The following is a 19557-nucleotide window of genomic DNA, read 5'->3' as shown; positions in this document are numbered from 1 at the left end:
GATTGGCAACAAAGCATGAACAAATATTAAACCATATAGACTCCCTGTCGATTGGTACCAAGATTTCTGTCCGAGGCATTGCAAAAGCCTTGGAAGTAAGTGAAGGAACGGCATATAGGGCGATTAAAGAAGCTGAAAACCAAGGTCTAGTAAGTACGATCGAACGAGTAGGGACCATACGGATTGAAAGAAAAAAGAAAGAAAACATTGAACGCCTTACATTTGCTGAAATTATTAACATCGTGGACGGTCAAGTGCTTGGTGGAAGAGAAGGCTTGTATAAAACACTGAACAAGTTTGTCATTGGAGCGATGAAATTAGAAGCTATGATGCGTTATACAGAGGCAGGTTCCTTGTTGATCGTTGGGAATCGAACGAATGCGCATGAATTAGCTTTGAAAGAAGGGGCTGCTGTTTTAATCACAGGTGGATTTGACACAGAAGAACATGTGAAACGTCTGGCAGATGAGAAGCAACTCCCCATCATTTCAACAAGTTACGATTCCTTCACTGTAGCTACTATGATAAATCGCGCCATTTATGATCAACTGATTAAGAAAGAAATTGTTCTTGTAGATGACATTTACACTCCTTTTGAACACTCTTTTTATCTTCATCCAGACGATCCAGTAAGTCGGTGGCATGAATTTAACGAAGAGACGATGCACAGCCGCTACCCTGTTATTGATCAGCACATGCGTGTAGTGGGAATGGTGACGTCAAAGGACGTGATTGGAAAAGAATCTACCCTTTTTATCGATAAAGTGATGACAAAGCAGCCAATGACGGTACAAACGACGACCTCTCTTGCTAACGCTGCACATATGATGGTTTGGGAAGGTATTGAGATCATGCCTGTAGTTGATGCGTACCATAAATTCAAAGGGATTATCTCAAGACAAGATGTGTTAAAAGCGTTGCAACAATTACAACGTCAACCACAAGTGGGAGAAACCATTGATGATTTGGTGACAAGCCAACTACAAGAGACCTCAGATTTGTTTGAACAAACGATTTATGAGACTCGTGTGACACCGCAAATGACCAATCAGTTAGGAACCCTTTCGTACGGAGTGTTTACCTCTCTTGTTGTAGATGCTGGTAGTCGGTTGCTTCACCATTATAAAAAAGGAGATCTTGTCGTAGAGAATATATCGATTTACTTTATAAAGCCTGTTCAGCTTGATAGTACACTTGAAATTAAACCACGAGTATTAGAAGTGGGGAGGAAGTTTGCTAAGGTTGATGTGGAAGTCTTCAATGAGAAAGTCTTAGTAGGGAAAGCGATGCTTATGGCACAGCTCATAGATCGTTAAAAAAGTACCCGATCTCCTATAAATTAAATAAGGACACCGGGTACTTTTTATTAACTGCTCCGTTCTTTTAGTTGTTTCCCGTAAAATCGGGTGGTTTTATATCCGTAGACGAGTTGAGCGCCACCTAAGATAATAAACACAATGGTAATATAAAGAGCTAATTTCGTTTGATAAACGATATAAACGTTCATGGAAACCGACACCATAAATAATCCAAGAGCAATTCGTGCTTTCGAATTGGTATACACTTGTTTTAACGGGTCTTCCCCTAAACGTAGAATCTGTACTTTGTAGAGTAGATACATTGCTAAAGAAAGCACGATAATAATCGGGATAATCACCATTTGAATCGACCTTTCACCAAAAATGTAAGACTATTATTATTGTAACGATATTGGTAAAGTTATGCTACCGCTTTTTAAAGCGGTATGATTAAATAGTACATAAAAGTATTTAAGAAGGAGTTCTGTTCATGAGTAAAGCCGAAGTATTTCAATTAATCCAACAGTATCAAACCATCATTATACATCGTCACGTTCGTCCAGATCCTGACGCTCTTGGTTCTCAAGGGGGGTTAGCTGAAATCATTCGAGCAACGTTCCCTGAAAAAAACGTTTACCTTGTTGGTGATGACGATCCATCCCTCACCTTCTTGACTGAAATGGATACGATTGAAGATGGTGTATTTGAAAATGCGCTAGTCATCGTTTGTGATACAGCAAATCAAGCCCGAGTTGATGACCAACGATATTCAAAAGGGGACAAAATTATTAAAATTGATCATCATCCTAATGTGGACCCTTACGGGGACGTTCGACTTGTTGATACTGAGGCGAGCTCAACTTCTGAATTGATTTATGAATTTTACACCACTTTTAAAGAAGATGGTTTGAAAATGACAGATGAAGCTGCGCGATTAATCTATGCCGGAATCGTTGGTGATACTGGGAGATTCTTATTCCCGAGCGCAACAGGGAAAACGTTCAGTTATGCTGCTGAACTTGTTATGTATAACTTTAACCGACCAGCTCTATATGATCAGTTATATACTACGGAGCATGAGATTGCCAGGTTAAAAGGTTATATACTTCAAAACTTTACAGTCGCTGAAACAGGGCTCAGTACGGTTAAAATAACTAGAGATATCTTAGATCAATATAATGTAACGCCTAGGCAGACTTCTGCATTGGTCGGTACGCTTGGTGATATTGAAGGTGTATTAGCTTGGGCGATTTTTGTAGAAGAAGAGGATCAGATTCGTGTACGCTTACGCTCGAAAGGTCCAGTAGTAAATGAAATCGCAGCTAAATATAATGGTGGTGGTCACCCTATGGCTTCAGGAGCTTCAGTTAAGACATGGGCTGACACTGATAAAGTTGCTGCCGATTTAAATGAAGTGTGTATTCAATACAAGAAGGACCAGTAAACCAAAAAAGTCTGGAGATCACCCTCTCCAGGCTTTTTGATGGATTTGTTAATGTTTTTGAGATTATCTTCAGGTGAATCTTTTTTTGTAACTGAAGTTATGAGAAATAAGTCATGCGTCACTCTATCAAGAAAAACAAAAAAGCACGCCCATTTACTGTTTGGGGTGCTGACGCTATCGTTTACTTTAATTAAAGCATAAATAGAGATAATTGGAAGGTTGTATTCTATGTGGACGTTTCGCTTGTTTGAGGACGTAGGTTACATGTGTGCTATTTGTTCATCAGAGGGCGTAGTAGTATTCTCCTGAGGGATAAACCAACAACCGCTATCTGTTTCATCCATCAAGACGGAGATTTGACGGTTTTCGATTTCGCGTTTTACTAATCGAATAAGTTCTCTTGACTCAGCGTAGGCTGTTTGACCTTTCGTAAGACGATCCAACTTATCTTCTACCATACGCTTTCGGTTCATGATTAACATATTCATCACCCCTTTTTTGTCATGATGTGTTTCTATCTTTATTGTATAAAAATTCGGGCAATAACACTACAGATTTCAGAATTTTTCACAAATTGTTCATTAGTTTTTGACAAAATCAATCTTTAAACTCACTTTAAACGTAGGAGCGATGACCAACCGCTCAATCTTAACTTCATATGTCGAATCGTCCACTTTATAGCTTCTGTTTTCTATGGATGAGTAGACTAAGCTAGTGTTCTCTGATAAAGATGAAATGTTTTGCCCAATAATGTCAGGGAGTTGCTTTCTTACCATATCCCTTAATTTGTATACGCTGAGACGATCTAATTTGTGCTCAGAAAGTAGTTTTTTTTCATTTATAAAACTGATTTCGATACTTTGAACTGTAATTGATTTCTTTTGCTGTTCGTTTAATTCCTCTTTATCTTTGTTTAAGATCTCATAATTATCTTCTAGTGTAGTTAGCTCACTTTGTAAGCGCACGTTTTCTTCTATTCGTTGTTCCATAAGCGTTCCATACATGAATAAGAATACCGCGAAAGCTAATATGCCACCTATAAAGACTCCTGCAAAAAATCTCTGCCAGCTTGTTTTCTTGTAATAAGGAGGGATATGCATTAAGATACCTCCTCTTGAATAAGCCATTCAATAATTAACAAGGCTGTTTGGACACCACCCATTGCCGATAAAATTAGTATAATTTGTTTAAATATATCGATCGTAGACCCATCATAAAACCCTTTTTCAAAGTTTGTAATGGCATCGAATGTACCTCCAATGGCGGCTACTATTGCCCATATTCGAAGGCTTTTTGCCAGTCTGGCCATATAAGTGAAAGGGGCTTCTCCGGCAGCGAAAGCTCCAATCGTCCCGATTAAAGTGCCACCGATCATAACCCCAAGTGCAATGAAATAATACTGAAAAATCGCTGCAAAGAAACGTTCTTCCATACAATCCTCCCCTCCAGGATGGTACAACCTGCCTTATAGTAAATGTATGGAGAAAAAAGACGCAGTATGCCATCGTTTCGTTTGAGAGGAAGGATGCGCTATAATGAATAAAAGAATTTGACCATGAGGCGGTAGTTAATATGGATTTTGTTCATCTACAAGTACGTAGTGGATATAGTCTGATGAGAAGCACAAATACAATAGAAAAGTTAGTGGCAACAGCAAAGGAACAAGGTTTCACATCTCTAGCTCTTACAGATGAGGGAGTGATGTATGGAGCGGTATCCTTTTACCAAACGTGTATGAGGTATGGGGTTAAACCAATTATAGGTTTAACCGTTCCTGTATTTTACGAAGGTGGTACAGAAGAACTTGTATTGCTAGCCAAATCAAATCGCGGGTATGAAAAGTTAGTAGAGTTGAGCAGTTATCTTCAAATGAGTGAACAAGAAGGCTTAGATCGAAGAGAGATAAATGCTTATACAGAAGATTGTATTGGAATATTGCCTATATATGAATCTTCCCTTCATCCACTCATACTTCATAATGAAGAGCATCGGTTAAGTGAATCTTTAAATAATTGGAAGAAGGACTTTGAAGACGGTGATTTCTACATAGGGGTAGAGGATCATGGCTTAGAAGAAGAACGTCACCTTCACGTAGCTCTTGAGGAAGTGATGCCTGAAGGAGTTCCGATGGTTGCTTTGCAAGATGTATGGTATTTAAATGAAGAAGACGTCTATGCATACGACTGTTTACAATCCATTCGTTCGAATACTAAATGGGATGGGCAGCCGTCTGCTGATCGAAAGCATCATCATTTCAGGTCTTCTGAAGACATGTATAATCTATTCGGTGAGTGGAAGCCTGAACTTCTGACCGAAACAAGAAACATAGCTAACCGTTGCGGTGTTTCGTTATCATTTGATCGAATGATGCTTCCAAACTATCCTGTTCCGACAAAGGATACATCTGATCAGTATTTAAGATCTCTCTGTGAACAAGGTCTGGGCCAACGATATGGCACCCCCTCCGAGCATGTCAGGCAACGACTCAATTATGAGCTGAGCGTAATTGAGTCGATGCAGTTTAGTGATTACTTTTTAATTGTTTGGGACTTTATGGCGTATGCGCGGAAAGAGAAAATCATGACAGGGCCAGGAAGAGGTTCGGCAGCTGGTTCTCTAGTGGCTTATTTACTATATATAACAAATGTAGACCCAATTAAATATGATTTGTTATTCGAACGTTTCTTAAACCCTGATCGTGTTACTATGCCGGATATTGATATCGACTTCTCTGATGTACGACGAGATGAAGTCATTCAATATGTCGCTCAAAAATACGGGTCAGAACATGTTGCTCAGATTATTACTTTCGGGACGTTTGGGCCTCGCTCTGTTATTAGAGAACTCATTAAAACAATGGGGATCGATCAACAAGAAGCCGCATACTTAATGAAGTTCATCCCCCAACAGTCTTCAGGTTCTGTTGTTGAGATTGTTCAGGATTCTCCTGAATTAAAAGAATATATACAAGAATCAGATACGTTAAAGAGGCTTTTTAGAATTGCAACAAGGCTTGAAGGACTTCCTCGTCATGCATCAACCCACGCAGCAGGAGTTGTAATTAGTCAGAAACCTCTGATGAAGAATGTTCCGTTGACAAGTGGTCATGATGGTGTCCCCCTTACACAGTTTGCCATGAATGAATTAGAGGCAATTGGGCTACTGAAAATGGACTTTCTTGGTCTTAGGAACTTAAGTCTCATAGAGCGGATGACTGAATCCATTAAGAAGAAGGAGTCAGTCAGTGTTACGTTTGAATCATATTCGGACCCAGCTACATTTTCTCTCCTTCGAAACGGAAAAACTACGGGCGTTTTTCAGCTAGAATCTAAAGGGATGCGAGATGTTCTAGAGAGGTTACAGCCTTCACATTTTGAAGATATTGTGGCTGTAAACGCCCTGTATCGGCCAGGTCCAATGGAATTTATTCAGACCTATATTAATCGGAAGCACGGCAAGGAAGAAGTGACCTATCCTCATCCGGATCTACAACCGATTTTGCACAAGACTTATGGTGTTCTTGTATATCAAGAGCAAATTATGCAAATTGCTCATAAGATGGCAGGTTTCTCTTTAGGTCAAGCGGACTTACTTCGACGTGCTGTGAGTAAAAAGAAAGAACAAGCCATATTAGAACAAAAGAATGCATTTATTAAAGGTTGTAGTGTCAATGGTTATACAACAGATGTTGCAGAACAGATGTTTCAATGGATCATCAGCTTCTCAAACTATGGCTTCAACCGTAGCCATGCGGTAGCCTACAGTGTAATATCCTATCAGCTCGCTTATATAAAAGCTCATTATCCAGCGTATTTCATGGCAGCATTGATGAGCTCTGTTTCAAGTGACCGCATTCAATCTTATGTCAATGAGGCAAGAGAGTTGTCGGTGCCAATTTTATCGCCTTCTGTTAACAAAAGCTTTGGGAAGTATACAGTAGAGCGAGGATCCATACGAATTGGTCTTGGGAGTATTAAAGGAGTAGGAAGAAATGCCTTAAAGGAAATTATTCAGTCTCGTAAAGAAAAGCCATTCAAACATTTGTTCGACTTCTGCAGACGGGTATCGCTTACAGTCGTTAATCGTCCCGTGATTGAGTCTCTTATTCTGGCAGGGTGTTTTGATGATACAAATCGTAACCGTGCCTCTTTGTTAGCTAGTGTTGACCATGCTATGGAACAAGGTGAATTATTTAGCGAAACGAATGATCAGGAATCCTTTTTTACCGAGGAAATTGAACTTGGCGCATCCTATATTGAAGTAGAACCTTTCTCAAAAATGAAGCAGCTAGGGATGGAGAGAGAAGTGTTAGGGATGTATATTTCTTCTCATCCATTGGCTTCCTACCGAGAACAACTGAGAGAGAACGGTTTCTTGTCGCTTCGTGAAGCGAGTCAAGCAGCTCGCAAAAAGCAATTGAAGGCCAGTGTAGTCATACAAGAATTAAAAGTGATTCGTACAAAAAGAGGCGATCCAATGGCATTTCTAACGCTAGGGGATGAGCAGACGGAGATGGAAGCAGTTGTGTTTCCTGATTTATTTAGAGAAGTACGTCAGTGGCTTGATGAAGAACTGATCGTTTTTATAGTAGGGAGAATGGAAGAAAGGAATGGGAAACTCCAGTGGATCCTTGAGGAAATTGGGCCTTTCAAGGAAGAGGAGTTAGGGAGAGCTTCAGCAGATAGCCGTCGGTTGTTCTTAAAAATACAAGATGAGAAAGATTCAACCCTAAAAAAGGTGAAGGAGATTTCGACTCAGTATCCAGGGAATGTGCCGATTATTGTTCATTATCCGGTTCGAAAAGAGACCTATCAGTTAGGGATCTCGTATGCTATTGAACCAAAGCGAGAAGCCATCAAACTTTTAGAGGATGAGCTAGGGGACGCAAACGTTGTGTTGAAATAGCGGTCTGCGCTTTACTTGATCTAGCTCGGGCCTGCGGGATGCAGGTCAGTTCGGTGTTGGCACAGGACGTGCCGTGTTTAACCGAACTTCCTCTTTTTGCTGAACAGTCGCCTGCGCTTTTCTTGTCTAGCTCCGGCGGGTAAGGGCTAGCGAGATAAGCAATCTACCTGCAGTGGCTAATCGCCACTTCCGGCAGTTTGCTTATCCGGCCCCACACGACGTGGGGTCGTTCGACGTTGGCACAGGACGTGCCGGTCTTAGTCGAGCTTCCTCTACTTCAGCCCCCTTAAGCTTTTCGAGTGTCTAGCTCCGGCTCCTAGCCCCTAGCGTCATAAGCAATCTAACTCCAGTGGCCTTCTGCCACTTCCGTTAGCTTGCTTATGCGGGCCTGCAGGATGCAGGTCAGTTCGGTGTTGGCACAGGACGTGCCGGTCTTAACCGAACTTCCTTTTCTGCTGAACAGTCGCCTGCGCTTTTCGTGTCTAGCTCCGGCGGGTAAGGGCTAGCGAGATAAGCAACCTACCTGCAGTGGCTAATCGCCACTTCCGGCAGTTTGCTTATCCGTACGCCCTTGGTCGACCCGCCTGCGCTTTTCTTGTCTAGCTCCAGGGGCTAGGGCCTAGCGAGATAAGCAATCTACTTCCAGTCTGCTGCGCAGACTTGCAGCAGCTTACTTATCCGTACGGCCCTGGGCAAGCCCCTTGCGCTTTTCCTCTTTACACAACATATCGATTTGTTATAATGAAGTAGGTTAGTGGTCAGACCACTTTGTGAAGGTTTTTACAATACGTTTTTTTACAAAAAAGGAGCGGGTTTTGGTGACGAATTTACGTGAAGAGGCACTTCATATGCACCGGGTTCATAAAGGGAAGCTTGCGACGCATTCTAAGGTTCCTGTTAAAAATAAAAATGATTTAAGTTTAGCTTACTCACCGGGAGTGGCTGAGCCTTGTAAAGAAATCTATGACCAAAAGGAAGCGGTCTATGATTATACGATGAAAGGGAACATGGTAGCTGTTGTTAGTGACGGTTCTGCTGTGCTTGGTTTAGGTAATATTGGAGCAGAAGCTTCATTACCAGTTATGGAAGGGAAAGCGGCTTTATTTAAAAGTTTCGCAGGTGTTGATGCGTTCCCAATTTGCTTGGGGACGAATGATGTGGATCAAATTGTACAGACTGTTAAGTTAATGGAACCAACTTTTGGTGGGGTGAATCTCGAAGATATTGCTGCTCCGAACTGTTTCATTATAGAAGAACGTTTAAAGAAGGAAACGAATATTCCTATTTTCCACGATGATCAACATGGTACAGCAATCGTGACCGTAGCTGGTCTAATGAACGCATTGAAGCTATCAGGCAAGAAGTGGTCTGATATTAAAGTAGTGGCAAACGGTGCTGGTGCTGCTGGTATTGCGATCATTAAGCTCCTTTACCATTTCGGTGTTCGTGATATTATCATGTGTGATTCAAAAGGGGCCATTTTTGAAGGGCGCAGTTATGGGATGAACGATGTTAAAGATGAGATTGCTAAGATGACGAATAAAGACCGTATAGAAGGCGAGCTATCTGATGTCATGCAAGGGGCAGATGTTTTCGTAGGAGTATCTGTAGGAGGATTACTTTCTAAGGAAATGGTTGAGAATATGAATGATGACCCAATTATATTTGCCATGGCAAACCCAGAACCTGAAATTATGCCAGAAGATGCAAAGAATGCTGGAGCAAGCGTCATTGGGACAGGCCGTTCTGACTTCCCAAACCAGGTTAATAATGTTTTAGCATTCCCTGGTATTTTCCGTGGAGCTCTTGATGTACGAGCTACTAGAATTAATGAAAAAATGAAGATTGCTGCTGCGGAGGCGATCGCTTCTTTAGTTAGTGAAGAAGAACTTCACACAGACTACGTTATTCCTGCACCATTCGATACAAGAGTGGCCCCTGCTGTTGCAGCGGCGGTAGCTAAAGCAGCTATGGAGTCAGGTGTGGCTCGTCATCAGGTTGACCCTGAAGAAGTAGCAGAGAAAACGCGTCAGCTTGCTTTAATTGATGAAGAAAACGAATAGGTTTAGAAGTAAGCAATCTCTTATAGGATTATGATCAAAGGAGTGAGCCTGATCCGTGACAATACCATCTAAATCTAAAGTGTACGAAGAGGTATTGAAGGAAATCAGACGCTTAATCGATCTAAATAAACTCTCACCAGGAGATAAGCTTCCATCAGAACGAGAGCTCTCAGAACAGTTGGGCGCTGGACGCTCTTCGGTTCGAGAGGCTCTCCGTGCGATGGAGCTTTTAGGTTTAATTGAAACGAGAAGGGGAGAGGGAACGTTTTTAAGTTCTTATCGCCCTTATCATATGGTTGAGATCTTGTCTGCTTTTATACTTCAAGAAGCAAAAACGAAAGAGAATTTAAAGTCGACGAAACAATTAATTGAGAAAGAAGCTTCTAAAATCGCTATGGATCAATTAAGTGACCAGGATATCCAAACATTACAAGAGCATGTACGGCTATTTGAGGCTGGCTCTGAAACGTTTCATTACGACTTTTTTTATACGATCTTTGACGTTGGCGAAAACCAACTATTACTTAAAATATGGCGCTTAATGGAAGAGTTTTCACGTACATTCCACAAACCCGTTTACGATATAGATTTATATAAAGCACTTATTGATGCCCTTCAAGCCAAGGACGACAAACGGATAGAAACACTCTGTGCACAACTCTATCAGGAGAAAATGTCGAAATGATCAAGACAAAATTCTACAACACTTTTTAAAAAATTTCGTTAAAGTGAAAAGGTAGACAGGCTTTATATGTCCTAAAGGAGGAATCACCTTGCTTAAAGATTTTTTTAGCAAGAAGAAAAAGTACGCATCCATACCTCGGGAAGAAGCAAAGCAAGAGATCCCCGAAGGGTTGATGCAAAAATGTCCTAATTGTCATAAAATCTTTTACCGTAAAGAATTGAAAAAGAATTTAAATGTCTGCCCAAACTGTTCTTTCCATCATCAAATGACAGCGAAAGAACGAATTGATAGTTTGTTTGATGAACATACTTTTGAAGAATGGGATCAAAATATTATAACGGAAAACCCGCTAGGCTTCCCAGATTACCTAGAAAAGGTAGAGAAAGATCGTGAGAAAACAGGCCTAAACGAAGCTGTTGTTACTGGTAAAGGAAAAATGCAGGGCTTTGAAACGGCTTTTGCTGTTATGGACTCTCGTTTTCGTATGGGAAGTATGGGCTCTGTTGTGGGAGAAAAAATCGCTCGAGCTATTGAAAAAGCAAAAGAGCAACAGATCCCGTTTATTATATTTACAGCTAGTGGTGGTGCTCGGATGCAAGAAGGTGTTTTAAGCCTGATGCAAATGACTAAAACTTCTGTAGCTATTAAACGATTCAGTGAATCGGGAGGTCTAATGATCTCTGTTATGACCCACCCTACAACAGGTGGTGTGTCGGCAAGCTTTGCTTCAATTGGAGATTATAACTTTGCAGAACCAGGCGCTTTGATTGGATTTGCTGGCCGAAGAATTATTGAACAAACAATTCGTGAAGAGCTTCCAGAAGATTTTCAAACAGCAGAGTTTCTTTTAAAGCATGGTCACCTGGATCAGGTGATTGATCGTCAAGATATGAAAGAAGTTCTAACTACCTTATTGGACATTCATGAGGGAGGTGACCAACCATCGTGAAACAGGTTTTAGAGTTTGAAAAGCCAGTTATGGAACTAAGGGAGAAGATTGCAGAATTAAAAAAATTCACAACGGAAAGTGATATGGATTTAACTACTGAAATTGAAACCTTAGAACAACGGTTAGTAAAGCTAGAAGAAGATGTTTATGGAAACATGAAGCCATGGGATCGCGTGCAAATGGCTCGTCACGCAGAGCGTCCCACGACACTTGACTATGTGAAAGAATTGTTTACTCATTTCTTGGAATTCCATGGCGATCGTTTATATGGTGATGATGAAGCAATCGTATCAGGTGTGGCAAAGTATAAGGGCAAACCTGTCACAGTAATTGGACACCAACGTGGAAAAGATACGAAAGAAAACATTAGACGCAATTTCGGCATGCCACATCCGGAAGGTTACCGAAAAGCTTTGCGTCATATGAAGCAAGCAGAGAAATTTAACCGTCCTATCATCTGTTTTATTGACACGAAGGGTGCTTACCCTGGTAAAGCAGCTGAAGAGCGAGGACAAAGCGAAGCAATCGCTAGAAACTTGATGGAAATGGCAGGTCTACGAGTACCGATCATTTGCATCGTTATTGGCGAGGGCGGAAGTGGTGGAGCCCTTGCGCTAGGAGTTGGCGATCGGATTCATATGCTTGAAAACTCAACTTACTCAGTTATCTCCCCGGAAGGCGCGGCTGCTCTTCTTTGGAAAGACTCGGGATTAGCTCAAAAAGCTGCAGAAACGATGATGATTACGTCTTATGATCTGAAGAAGCTCCAAGTTATTGATGATATTATCCCTGAGCTAAAAGGTGGAGCCCATCGTGATGTAGCTGCTCAAGCAGCTGAAATTGATCAAGTCCTAGATCAGTCTTTACAAGACCTATCTGATTTATCAAAAGAGGAATTACTTGAGAAGAGATGGGAAAAATATAAGCAGATTGGAGACTACTCAACGTTGTAGTCTTTCTGTATGGTGGGGATGTCTAATGAGGCGTAACGTCTTAGGTAACGTTACGGTCTTAAGTGGAGAGGCATCCCTTTTCATATTCTAAAAGGTTCTCTTTTGGGCTATGATCGACAAATTTCGTGAAGAATGGTAAAGTAAGTTCTTGCCTACTGACTTATGTATGTTACTGAGAGCTCATTCAATTAGCGGTTATGGGGGATATAACCCACAATTTTCGGCTAAATTTAGTTTTATGCCCTTTTTTACGTAAAAAGGGTTTTAGATATATGATACATATGGGAATACTATTTTCAGAAGATTCCTGATGTTGAAACTTTTATTCAAGGTAGGTTTATGGTTGTCAAACGTCAGGTTTAGCAGTATCTTTGAATAGGGAGAAAGCTACACACGTTTCGACAATATATGAATCATACTTACTACATTCAGTGCTATTAAAAACATTGATCGTTATATGAGGTGATCGCAATGAAAAAAATAGGTGTGTTAACTAGTGGGGGAGATGCTCCCGGAATGAACGCTGCGATTCGTTCAGTCGTTCGTAAAAGTATCTACCATGGTATTGAAGTTTATGGAATCTACTATGGATATCAAGGACTAATTGACGGTAATATCGAGAAAATGGAACTGGGTTCTGTTGGTGATATTATTCAACGGGGTGGTACAATGCTTTATACCGCTCGTTGTGATGATTTCAAGACACCAGAAGGCCGTCAAAAAGGTATTGATCAGTTAAAGAAACACGGTATTGAAGGGTTAGTTGTCATTGGTGGTGACGGCTCATTTATGGGTGCTAAAAAACTTACAGAAGCAGGTTACCCATGTATTGGTGTGCCTGGTACAATTGACAACGATATTCCTGCTACTGATTTTACAATTGGTTTTGATACAGCTCTAAATACTGTAATTGAGGCCATTGATAAAATTCGTGACACTGCTACATCACATGAGCGTACTTACGTTATCGAAGTAATGGGAAGAGACGCTGGTGACATTGCCCTTTGGGCTGGATTAGCAGATGGAGCTGAAAGTATTATTATCCCTGAGGTGGATGATAACTTTGAAGATATTGTCGAGCGTTTAAAACGTGGCCATGAACGTGGCAAGAAACACAGTATTATCTTAGTAGCTGAGGGTGTTGGTTCAGGCTTTGATTACGGACAACGTATCAAGGATGCAACTGATCTTGAAACACGAGTTACGGTTCTTGGACACACGCAACGCGGTGGTTCACCAACAGCGTATGATCGTGTGTTAGCAAGTCGTTTAGGAGCAAAAGCTGTTGATCTTCTTATTGAAGGAAAAGCTGGACGCATGGTTGGGATTCAGAACAATAAGCTAGTTGATCATGACATCATCGAAGCTCTAAACACGAAACATGAACTTGACTTAGACATGTATAAGCTATCTCAGGAATTATCAATATAGAAATATCCTCGAGGGCTGTGGGAACGATCTCAGTTTGAACGATAAAATGAAGACTTTTGAGGAGGACCATTGCAATGAAAAAGAAAACAAAGATTGTATGTACAATTGGACCAGCGTCTGAGAGCGTTGAACAATTAACGGAGCTAATGAATTCAGGAATGAACGTGGCACGTCTTAACTTCTCTCACGGAGATTTCGATGAGCACGGAGCACGTATTCAAAACATCCGTGAAGCTGCAAAGCAAACAGGAAATACGGTAGCCGTTCTTTTGGATACAAAAGGACCGGAAATCCGTACAGGTAAACTTAAAGAGGGCGAGATCCACCTTGAGAAAGGTTCTGAAATCAATGTATCTATGGATGAAGAGCTTGAAGGTGATGAAAATCGTTTTGCTGTAACGTATCCTGGACTAATCAACGATGTTCACGTTGGAGGAAAGATTCTTTTAGACGATGGATTAGTTGAATTAGAAGTACTTGAAGTGTTAAAAGAGCAAAATGAGATCCGTACTCGTATCCTAAACTCTGGCCCACTTAAGAACAAAAAAGGTGTAAACGTTCCAAACGTGAGCGTAAACTTGCCTGGTATCACAGATAAAGACGCAGCTGACATCGTATTTGGTATCGAACAAGGTGTAGACTTTATCGCGGCATCTTTCGTTCGTCGTGCATCTGATGTTCTTGAAATTCGTGAACTATTAGAAAAACATGACGCTAATCACATTCAAATCATTCCAAAGATTGAAAACCAAGAAGGCGTAGACAATATCAAAGAAATTCTAGAAGTAAGTGACGGTCTTATGGTTGCACGTGGTGACCTAGGTGTAGAAATCCCTGCAGAAGAGGTGCCTCTTGTACAGAAAGAACTAATCCGTCAATGTAATACAGCTGGTAAGCCAGTAATCACTGCTACACAAATGCTTGATTCTATGCAACGTAACCCACGTCCTACGCGCGCAGAGGCAAGTGACGTAGCTAACGCGATTTTCGATGGTACAGATGCCATCATGCTTAGTGGTGAAACAGCTGCAGGTAGCTATCCGGTAGAAGCTGTAACGACAATGAATAATATTGCGTTACGTGCTGAATCTGCAATTGATCACCAAATGATTTTAAGTAACCTTTCTCGTACAAGCGATATGACGATTACTGACGCTATTAGCCAATCTGTTACTCATACAGCTATGAACTTAGATGTAGCGGCAATCCTAACTCCAACAGAAAGTGGCTATACGGCTAAAATGATCTCTAAATATCGTCCAAAAGCACCGCTTGTAGCTGTTACTTCTGACGAGCGCGTACAGCGCATGCTTTCTCTTGTATGGGGAGTTCATGCTGTATTAGGCGACCGTTCTGAGTCTACAGACGACATGCTGACAAAAGCGATCGATAACGGTCTTAAGACTGGGGCGTTCAACCGTGGTGACCGCGTAATTATCACTGCTGGTGTACCAGTTGGCGAAAGTGGTACAACAAACCTTATGAAAGTTCACGTAGTAGGTGATGTTGTAACGAAAGGTCAAGGAATTGGCAAGAAATCAGCTTTCGGTAAAGTAGTTGTTGCTAAAACAGCAGAAGAAGCAAACAGCAAAGTGGAAGAGGGAGACATTCTTGTTACAATTGGTACAGACAAAGAAATGATGCCTGCGATTGAAAAAGCAAGCGGTCTTGTTACTCAAGAAGGTGGACTAACTTCTCACGCAGCTGTAGTAGGATTAAGCCTAGGAATTCCAGTTATCGTTGGAGTTTCAGATGCGACTACAATTGTGAACGATGGAGATGAAATTACAATTGATTCTGCACGCGGTGACATCTATCAAGGTCATGCTAGCGTACTATAAGATTGAATTAAAGAGACCCGGGTTTCCGGGTCTCTTTTTTGTGGGGATTTATGAGTCAGGTTCATAATTAGTAGCGACTATAGCCAAGCGAGCTTGTCATCTGATTATTAATGAAGAATGAGCACGTTAGGATTACAAAAGGTTTTAATGTATAATAAAGATAAAGTTTAAGTTTTAGGTGAAAGGGAGATTTTTGTGTTTCGATGGCTATTACTATTTATTTTAGTTGTACCTGCACTTGAGATTGGTGTCTTGGTTTGGGCTGGCAATCTTGTTGGGCCTTGGTGGGTCATTCTGCTTATTATTGCTACCGGCATACTTGGAGCGTTCTTAGCTAAAAGGCAAGGGATGGAAACGCTCAATCGAGCAAGAGATAACGTTCAAAGAGGTATAGTTCCGCAGGAAGAGATCTTTGATGGAATTTGTATATTAATTGGTGCTGTTGTGTTATTTACTCCCGGTTTTATAACGGATGCAATTGGCTTTATCCTCCTTCTCCCAATCACTCGTACCCCATTGAAGCGCTCATTGCAAAAAGCTGTGAAGCGAATGATGGAGAATGGAACGATTACAATCTTCAGAAGATAAAACAATAAGATTTTAATAATATACTTTAAAAAGTCCAGAGACAGACTCTGGACTTTTTTCATTCTATTAGCCCCCAAATTATGAAGAAGTGGTTTTTCCGATTATATAAGCCCATACCTCTTTGAAAACGCCGCTTTGGTGGAGGGTATTTACCATAACAAGCGAGACGGGACCTATGATCAATCCTAAGAATCCAAAAAGTTGAAAACCCACAAATAAAGCCATTAACGTTGCAAGTGGATCTAAGCCAATATTTGTAGATAAGACTTTTGGCTCCATCATTTGTCGCTGTACAATGACAATGGTATATAACACAGATAAACCGATTGTTAAGAAGTAATTTCCAGTAAAGAACATATAGACAATCCATGGAACAAATACAAAACCTGTACCCAAATAAGGTAATAGATCAACAGCACCTGTTAGAATGGCGATGGTTACCGCATATTCAACGCGAAGAATAAGAAGACCAATCAGCACGATAAAGGCCGTAATGGATATAAGTGTGAACTGTGCTTTTATAAAGCCTAATAGAGCTTTTTGTAGGCCATTAAAGACGCTCACGCTTGATTCTGCTACCTTAGATGGGGTGAGTTGTTTAATTCGTAAGGTGAGCTTATACCAGTCCTTACTGATAAAGAAAGTTCCTAGCAAGGAAAAAATTAATACAGTAGCAAAGTTCGGTAGCTTCTTTAGGTAGGATGGAATGGCATTTAATACATCTCCTAGCAGTTCTGCCCCGCTTTGAGCAATGTTAGCTCCAACATTTTGAATTTGTATGATAATCTCTTGTTGTTGGGTTGCGTCTAATGTATTCATAATAGAAGTTATTCGTTCGTATAAAGGGACAATTTGATAGGTCAGGAGATTTTCAAGATATGAAATTAAGGTTCTAAAGTGTTCTGGAAGCTGCATTCCTAAATAAGTGAAACCATCAATAAGTTCAACGACAAGCAGTGTTATGATACCAATGATGGCTCCTAACATAAGCAAGATGGCGATAAACACTGCCAAGCTTCGAGGAGCATGGGTTTTGTCTTCTAAAATAGTAACCAAAGGATTAATCAAATAAGCAATGGTTAAAGCAATAATAAAAGGATAGAGGTACGTCCATAATAATATTGTGGTAAAGATACTTGCGGCCACAATAAACCCAACTACTAGACTTCTTATGATACGTGAGAGTAAAAGCCACGCCTGGTCCTTGTCCATTCCTTTAACTTGCCTCCTTTATAGTGAGTTGCATCTGACTGTAGTGATGAACGAACGTGACACTTTGTTCAATTTAATTAGGGTGTGATAAGATTACATTTGGTTTTTGCTGAAAAGTAAATTTGGAGGGGAACAAATGGTTATATCACAGTCTACTATTTTCTTACTTATATTATTCTTATTAGGACTTATTGGAAAAAATCAATCTATAATGATCGCTGTGTATGTATTAGCTGGATTAAAGCTATTTAAGTTAGATGAAAAGGTGTTTCCGTTCTTTGAATCAAAAGGAATGAGCATCGGTGTTACCATTATTACAATTTCTGTTTTAATTCCAATTGCCACAGGAGAAATCGGCTTTAAGGAGCTTGCTGGAAGCGTAAAGTCATATTATGCGTGGATCTGTTTAGGTGCAGGTATGTTCGTGGCATTTGTGGCACGTGATGGATTAAGTTTGCTCGCTAGTGACCCACAATTAACTACTGCGTTAATTATCGGAACGATTCTTGCTGTCGTTTTCTTCAATGGTGTAGCTGTAGGCCCCCTTATCGGTGCGGGGATTGCATATATGGCAATGAGATTAGTGGATGGGATTGTTAAATTATTCTAATAGCTAGCAACATTCGGGAAGTTCTTGTACACCAAGAACTTCCTTTTTTATAGTCTTATGATAATGGAGTCCTATATCAGGATTTTTTGTTTGGCACAAATAAAAAAGTAGAAATATAAGGAAAATAGATGTTTTAACCACTTGATATAGAGGAATTGTTACCATATCCGTTTTAGATTTTTTCAGAAAATTAAACGGTTTCATTTCACAAAAATCTGATATTTGTTTATAATTGTTTATGGGGATGATATCCTGAAAATTTTTTAATAAATATGTTAAGCGTTTTCTCGGGTTTACATAGAGAACGTATACGGGGAAAAATTAGGGAAAAAGGAGAGAGTATCAATGGCAGCTACAAAAGGTTTAGAAGGGATTATTGCAACGGAATCCTCTATTAGTTCAATTATTAATGATCAGCTTACCTATGTGGGGTACAACATTGATGATTTAGCTCAGAACTCTAGTTTCGAAGAGGTTATTTACCTTCTTTGGAATAAGCAGTTACCGACTAAAGATGAGCTGGATCAGTTTAAAGGTGAATTAAATAGAGAGATGGCGATTCCTCAATCCGTAATCGACCATTTGAAATCATATGATCTGGAATCGGTTCATCCTATGGCAGCATTGCGCACAGCTGTTTCTATTTTAGGTCTGAATGATGAAGAATCAGATGTGATGGAAGAGAACGCTAATAAGCGTAAAGCGATTCGCATACAGGCTAAAATGCCAGCAGTCGTAACCGCGTTTGCTCGCATCAGAAGAGGACAAGAACCTGTTCAGCCTAAAGAAGGCTTAAGCTTTGCAGCGAACTTCTTGTACATGCTAAATGGAGAAGAGCCAAAAGATCTGGAAATTGAAGCGATCAATAAAGCATTAGTACTTCATGCTGACCATGAGTTAAACGCTTCTACCTTTACAGCTCGTGTATGTGTAGCGACACTTTCAGATATTTATAGCGGTATGACAGCAGCGATCGGTGCTTTAAAGGGTCCATTACACGGTGGAGCGAATGAGCGCGTAATGAAAATGTTAACAGAGATTGGTGATGAAGATCATGCAATCGATGCTATTAAAGAGAAACTTGAAAACAAAGAAAAGATTATGGGTATGGGGCACCGAGTCTATCAAAGTGGTGATCCACGAGCGAAACATTTAAAAGAAATGTCACGTGAACTTACTGAACTTACAGGTAATTCAAAGTGGTATAACATGTCTGTGAAAATCGAAGATTATATTAAAGAGCACAAAGGGCTTCCAGCAAACGTAGATTTCTATTCTGCGTCAGTCTATCATAGTCTTGGAATTGATCATGACCTGTTCACGCCTCTATTTGCTGTGAGTCGTACGTCAGGTTGGTTGGCACACATTCTAGAGCAGTATGAAGACAATCGCCTGATTCGTCCACGTGCTGATTACACAGGTCCAACTGGGCAAACGTATACAGCAATTGAAAATCGCTAATCTATGAAAATAGCATAAAGGGCGGGCTTAGAGTGGTTATACTCATATAAGTCTACCCTTTTGAACTTTTTATTCTTTGATTATAGAATTCCTGTGATATGATTATAGTGAGAATAT

At 40.5% G+C, this 19557-nt stretch carries 17 protein-coding genes; 12 read left to right on the top strand and 5 right to left on the bottom strand.

Annotated features, from left to right (window positions below):
* The first annotated feature begins 2 nt into the window (after nucleotides 1-2).
* Entirely contained in the window at nucleotides 3-1316 is a 1314-nt protein-coding gene (locus IMZ31_RS14195) for a DRTGG domain-containing protein (protein ID WP_207527973.1), read from the top strand.
* A 50-nt stretch (nucleotides 1317-1366) separates the two neighbouring features.
* On the opposite strand, the gene IMZ31_RS14190 is transcribed toward IMZ31_RS14195, so the two are convergent.
* Nucleotides 1367-1660: a YtpI family protein gene (locus tag IMZ31_RS14190; RefSeq protein ID WP_207527972.1), complete on the bottom strand. Its 294-nt coding sequence runs from the start codon at nucleotides 1658-1660 to the stop codon at nucleotides 1367-1369.
* 128 nt (nucleotides 1661-1788) lie between these two features.
* Here IMZ31_RS14190 and IMZ31_RS14185 point away from each other — a divergent pair, with 128 nt between their 5' ends.
* Nucleotides 1789-2742 carry a DHH family phosphoesterase gene (locus tag IMZ31_RS14185; RefSeq protein ID WP_207527971.1) on the top strand — a complete coding sequence of 318 codons (954 nt, stop codon included), beginning with the start codon at nucleotides 1789-1791 and terminating at the stop codon, nucleotides 2740-2742.
* A gap of 260 nt (nucleotides 2743-3002) precedes the next feature.
* Here the strand turns inward: IMZ31_RS14185 and IMZ31_RS14180 are convergent, their stop codons facing one another.
* From IMZ31_RS14180 to IMZ31_RS14170, 3 genes are all read right to left on the bottom strand, one after another.
* Nucleotides 3003-3224, bottom strand: a complete 222-nt coding sequence (locus IMZ31_RS14180; RefSeq protein ID WP_207527970.1) for a YtzJ family protein — start codon at nucleotides 3222-3224, stop codon at nucleotides 3003-3005.
* A 99-nt stretch (nucleotides 3225-3323) separates the two neighbouring features.
* On the bottom strand, nucleotides 3324-3842 hold the full coding sequence (gene ytrI, locus IMZ31_RS14175; protein ID WP_207527969.1) for a sporulation membrane protein YtrI: 519 nt from the start codon (nucleotides 3840-3842) through the stop codon (nucleotides 3324-3326).
* Nucleotides 3842-4174 (bottom strand): sporulation membrane protein YtrH, encoded by a 333-nt coding sequence (locus IMZ31_RS14170; protein ID WP_036784409.1) that lies wholly within the window; start codon nucleotides 4172-4174, stop codon nucleotides 3842-3844. Before IMZ31_RS14170 ends, ytrI begins: the two co-directional genes overlap by 1 nt.
* 140 nt (nucleotides 4175-4314) lie before the next feature.
* Here IMZ31_RS14170 and dnaE point away from each other — a divergent pair, with 140 nt between their 5' ends.
* The 8 genes from dnaE to IMZ31_RS14130 all read left to right on the top strand — a co-directional run bounded on the left by dnaE (nucleotide 4315) and on the right by IMZ31_RS14130 (nucleotide 16157).
* Complete coding sequence (dnaE, locus tag IMZ31_RS14165) at nucleotides 4315-7647, top strand: DNA polymerase III subunit alpha (RefSeq protein WP_207527968.1); 3333 nt, start codon at nucleotides 4315-4317, stop codon at nucleotides 7645-7647.
* An 818-nt stretch (nucleotides 7648-8465) separates the two neighbouring features.
* Nucleotides 8466-9710, top strand: coding sequence for an NADP-dependent malic enzyme (locus IMZ31_RS14160; RefSeq protein ID WP_207527967.1), 1245 nt, complete (start codon nucleotides 8466-8468; stop codon nucleotides 9708-9710).
* Nucleotides 9711-9765: 55 nt separating this feature from the next.
* Nucleotides 9766-10395, top strand: a complete 630-nt coding sequence (locus tag IMZ31_RS14155; RefSeq protein ID WP_207527966.1) for a FadR/GntR family transcriptional regulator — start codon at nucleotides 9766-9768, stop codon at nucleotides 10393-10395.
* Between the two features lie 88 nt (nucleotides 10396-10483).
* Entirely contained in the window at nucleotides 10484-11344 is an 861-nt protein-coding gene (gene accD, locus IMZ31_RS14150) for an acetyl-CoA carboxylase, carboxyltransferase subunit beta (protein WP_207527965.1), read from the top strand.
* On the top strand, nucleotides 11341-12297 hold the full coding sequence (gene accA / locus IMZ31_RS14145) for an acetyl-CoA carboxylase carboxyl transferase subunit alpha (protein WP_207527964.1): 957 nt from the start codon (nucleotides 11341-11343) through the stop codon (nucleotides 12295-12297). Before accD ends, accA begins: the two co-directional genes overlap by 4 nt.
* Nucleotides 12298-12768: 471 nt before the next feature.
* Nucleotides 12769-13728 (top strand): 6-phosphofructokinase, encoded by a 960-nt coding sequence (gene pfkA / locus IMZ31_RS14140; RefSeq protein WP_188654363.1) that lies wholly within the window; start codon nucleotides 12769-12771, stop codon nucleotides 13726-13728.
* A gap of 74 nt (nucleotides 13729-13802) precedes the next feature.
* Nucleotides 13803-15569, top strand: a complete 1767-nt coding sequence (gene pyk / locus IMZ31_RS14135; RefSeq protein WP_207527963.1) for a pyruvate kinase — start codon at nucleotides 13803-13805, stop codon at nucleotides 15567-15569.
* A 195-nt stretch (nucleotides 15570-15764) separates the two neighbouring features.
* On the top strand, nucleotides 15765-16157 hold the full coding sequence (locus IMZ31_RS14130; RefSeq protein ID WP_207527962.1) for an FxsA family protein: 393 nt from the start codon (nucleotides 15765-15767) through the stop codon (nucleotides 16155-16157).
* 78 nt (nucleotides 16158-16235) lie between these two features.
* On the opposite strand, the gene ytvI is transcribed toward IMZ31_RS14130, so the two are convergent.
* On the bottom strand, nucleotides 16236-17369 hold the full coding sequence (ytvI, locus tag IMZ31_RS14125) for a sporulation integral membrane protein YtvI (protein WP_207527961.1): 1134 nt from the start codon (nucleotides 17367-17369) through the stop codon (nucleotides 16236-16238).
* A gap of 136 nt (nucleotides 17370-17505) precedes the next feature.
* Here ytvI and IMZ31_RS14120 point away from each other — a divergent pair, with 136 nt between their 5' ends.
* Nucleotides 17506-17979: a DUF441 domain-containing protein gene (locus IMZ31_RS14120; RefSeq protein ID WP_036784426.1), complete on the top strand. Its 474-nt coding sequence runs from the start codon at nucleotides 17506-17508 to the stop codon at nucleotides 17977-17979.
* A gap of 345 nt (nucleotides 17980-18324) precedes the next feature.
* Nucleotides 18325-19440, top strand: a complete 1116-nt coding sequence (gene citZ / locus IMZ31_RS14115; protein ID WP_207527960.1) for a citrate synthase — start codon at nucleotides 18325-18327, stop codon at nucleotides 19438-19440.
* The last annotated feature ends 117 nt before the right edge of the window (nucleotides 19441-19557 follow it).

It is taken from the genome of Pontibacillus sp. ALD_SL1, from assembly GCF_017355605.1.
Note: the sequence above shows the minus strand (reverse complement) of the source record. Positions and strands in the feature narration are given on the sequence as shown.

Coding starts and splice junctions, on each gene's coding strand:
- IMZ31_RS14190 (WP_207527972.1), bottom strand. CDS start 1,660: ATGGTGATTATCCCGATTATTATCGTGCTTTCTTTAGCAATGTATCTA.
- IMZ31_RS14185 (WP_207527971.1), top strand. CDS start 1,789: ATGAGTAAAGCCGAAGTATTTCAATTAATCCAACAGTATCAAACCATC.
- IMZ31_RS14180 (WP_207527970.1), bottom strand. CDS start 3,224: ATGTTAATCATGAACCGAAAGCGTATGGTAGAAGATAAGTTGGATCGT.
- ytrI (WP_207527969.1), bottom strand. CDS start 3,842: ATGCATATCCCTCCTTATTACAAGAAAACAAGCTGGCAGAGATTTTTT.
- IMZ31_RS14170 (WP_036784409.1), bottom strand. CDS start 4,174: ATGGAAGAACGTTTCTTTGCAGCGATTTTTCAGTATTATTTCATTGCA.
- dnaE (WP_207527968.1), top strand. CDS start 4,315: ATGGATTTTGTTCATCTACAAGTACGTAGTGGATATAGTCTGATGAGA.
- pfkA (WP_188654363.1), top strand. CDS start 12,769: ATGAAAAAAATAGGTGTGTTAACTAGTGGGGGAGATGCTCCCGGAATG.
- pyk (WP_207527963.1), top strand. CDS start 13,803: ATGAAAAAGAAAACAAAGATTGTATGTACAATTGGACCAGCGTCTGAG.
- ytvI (WP_207527961.1), bottom strand. CDS start 17,369: ATGGACAAGGACCAGGCGTGGCTTTTACTCTCACGTATCATAAGAAGT.
- IMZ31_RS14120 (WP_036784426.1), top strand. CDS start 17,506: ATGGTTATATCACAGTCTACTATTTTCTTACTTATATTATTCTTATTA.
- citZ (WP_207527960.1), top strand. CDS start 18,325: ATGGCAGCTACAAAAGGTTTAGAAGGGATTATTGCAACGGAATCCTCT.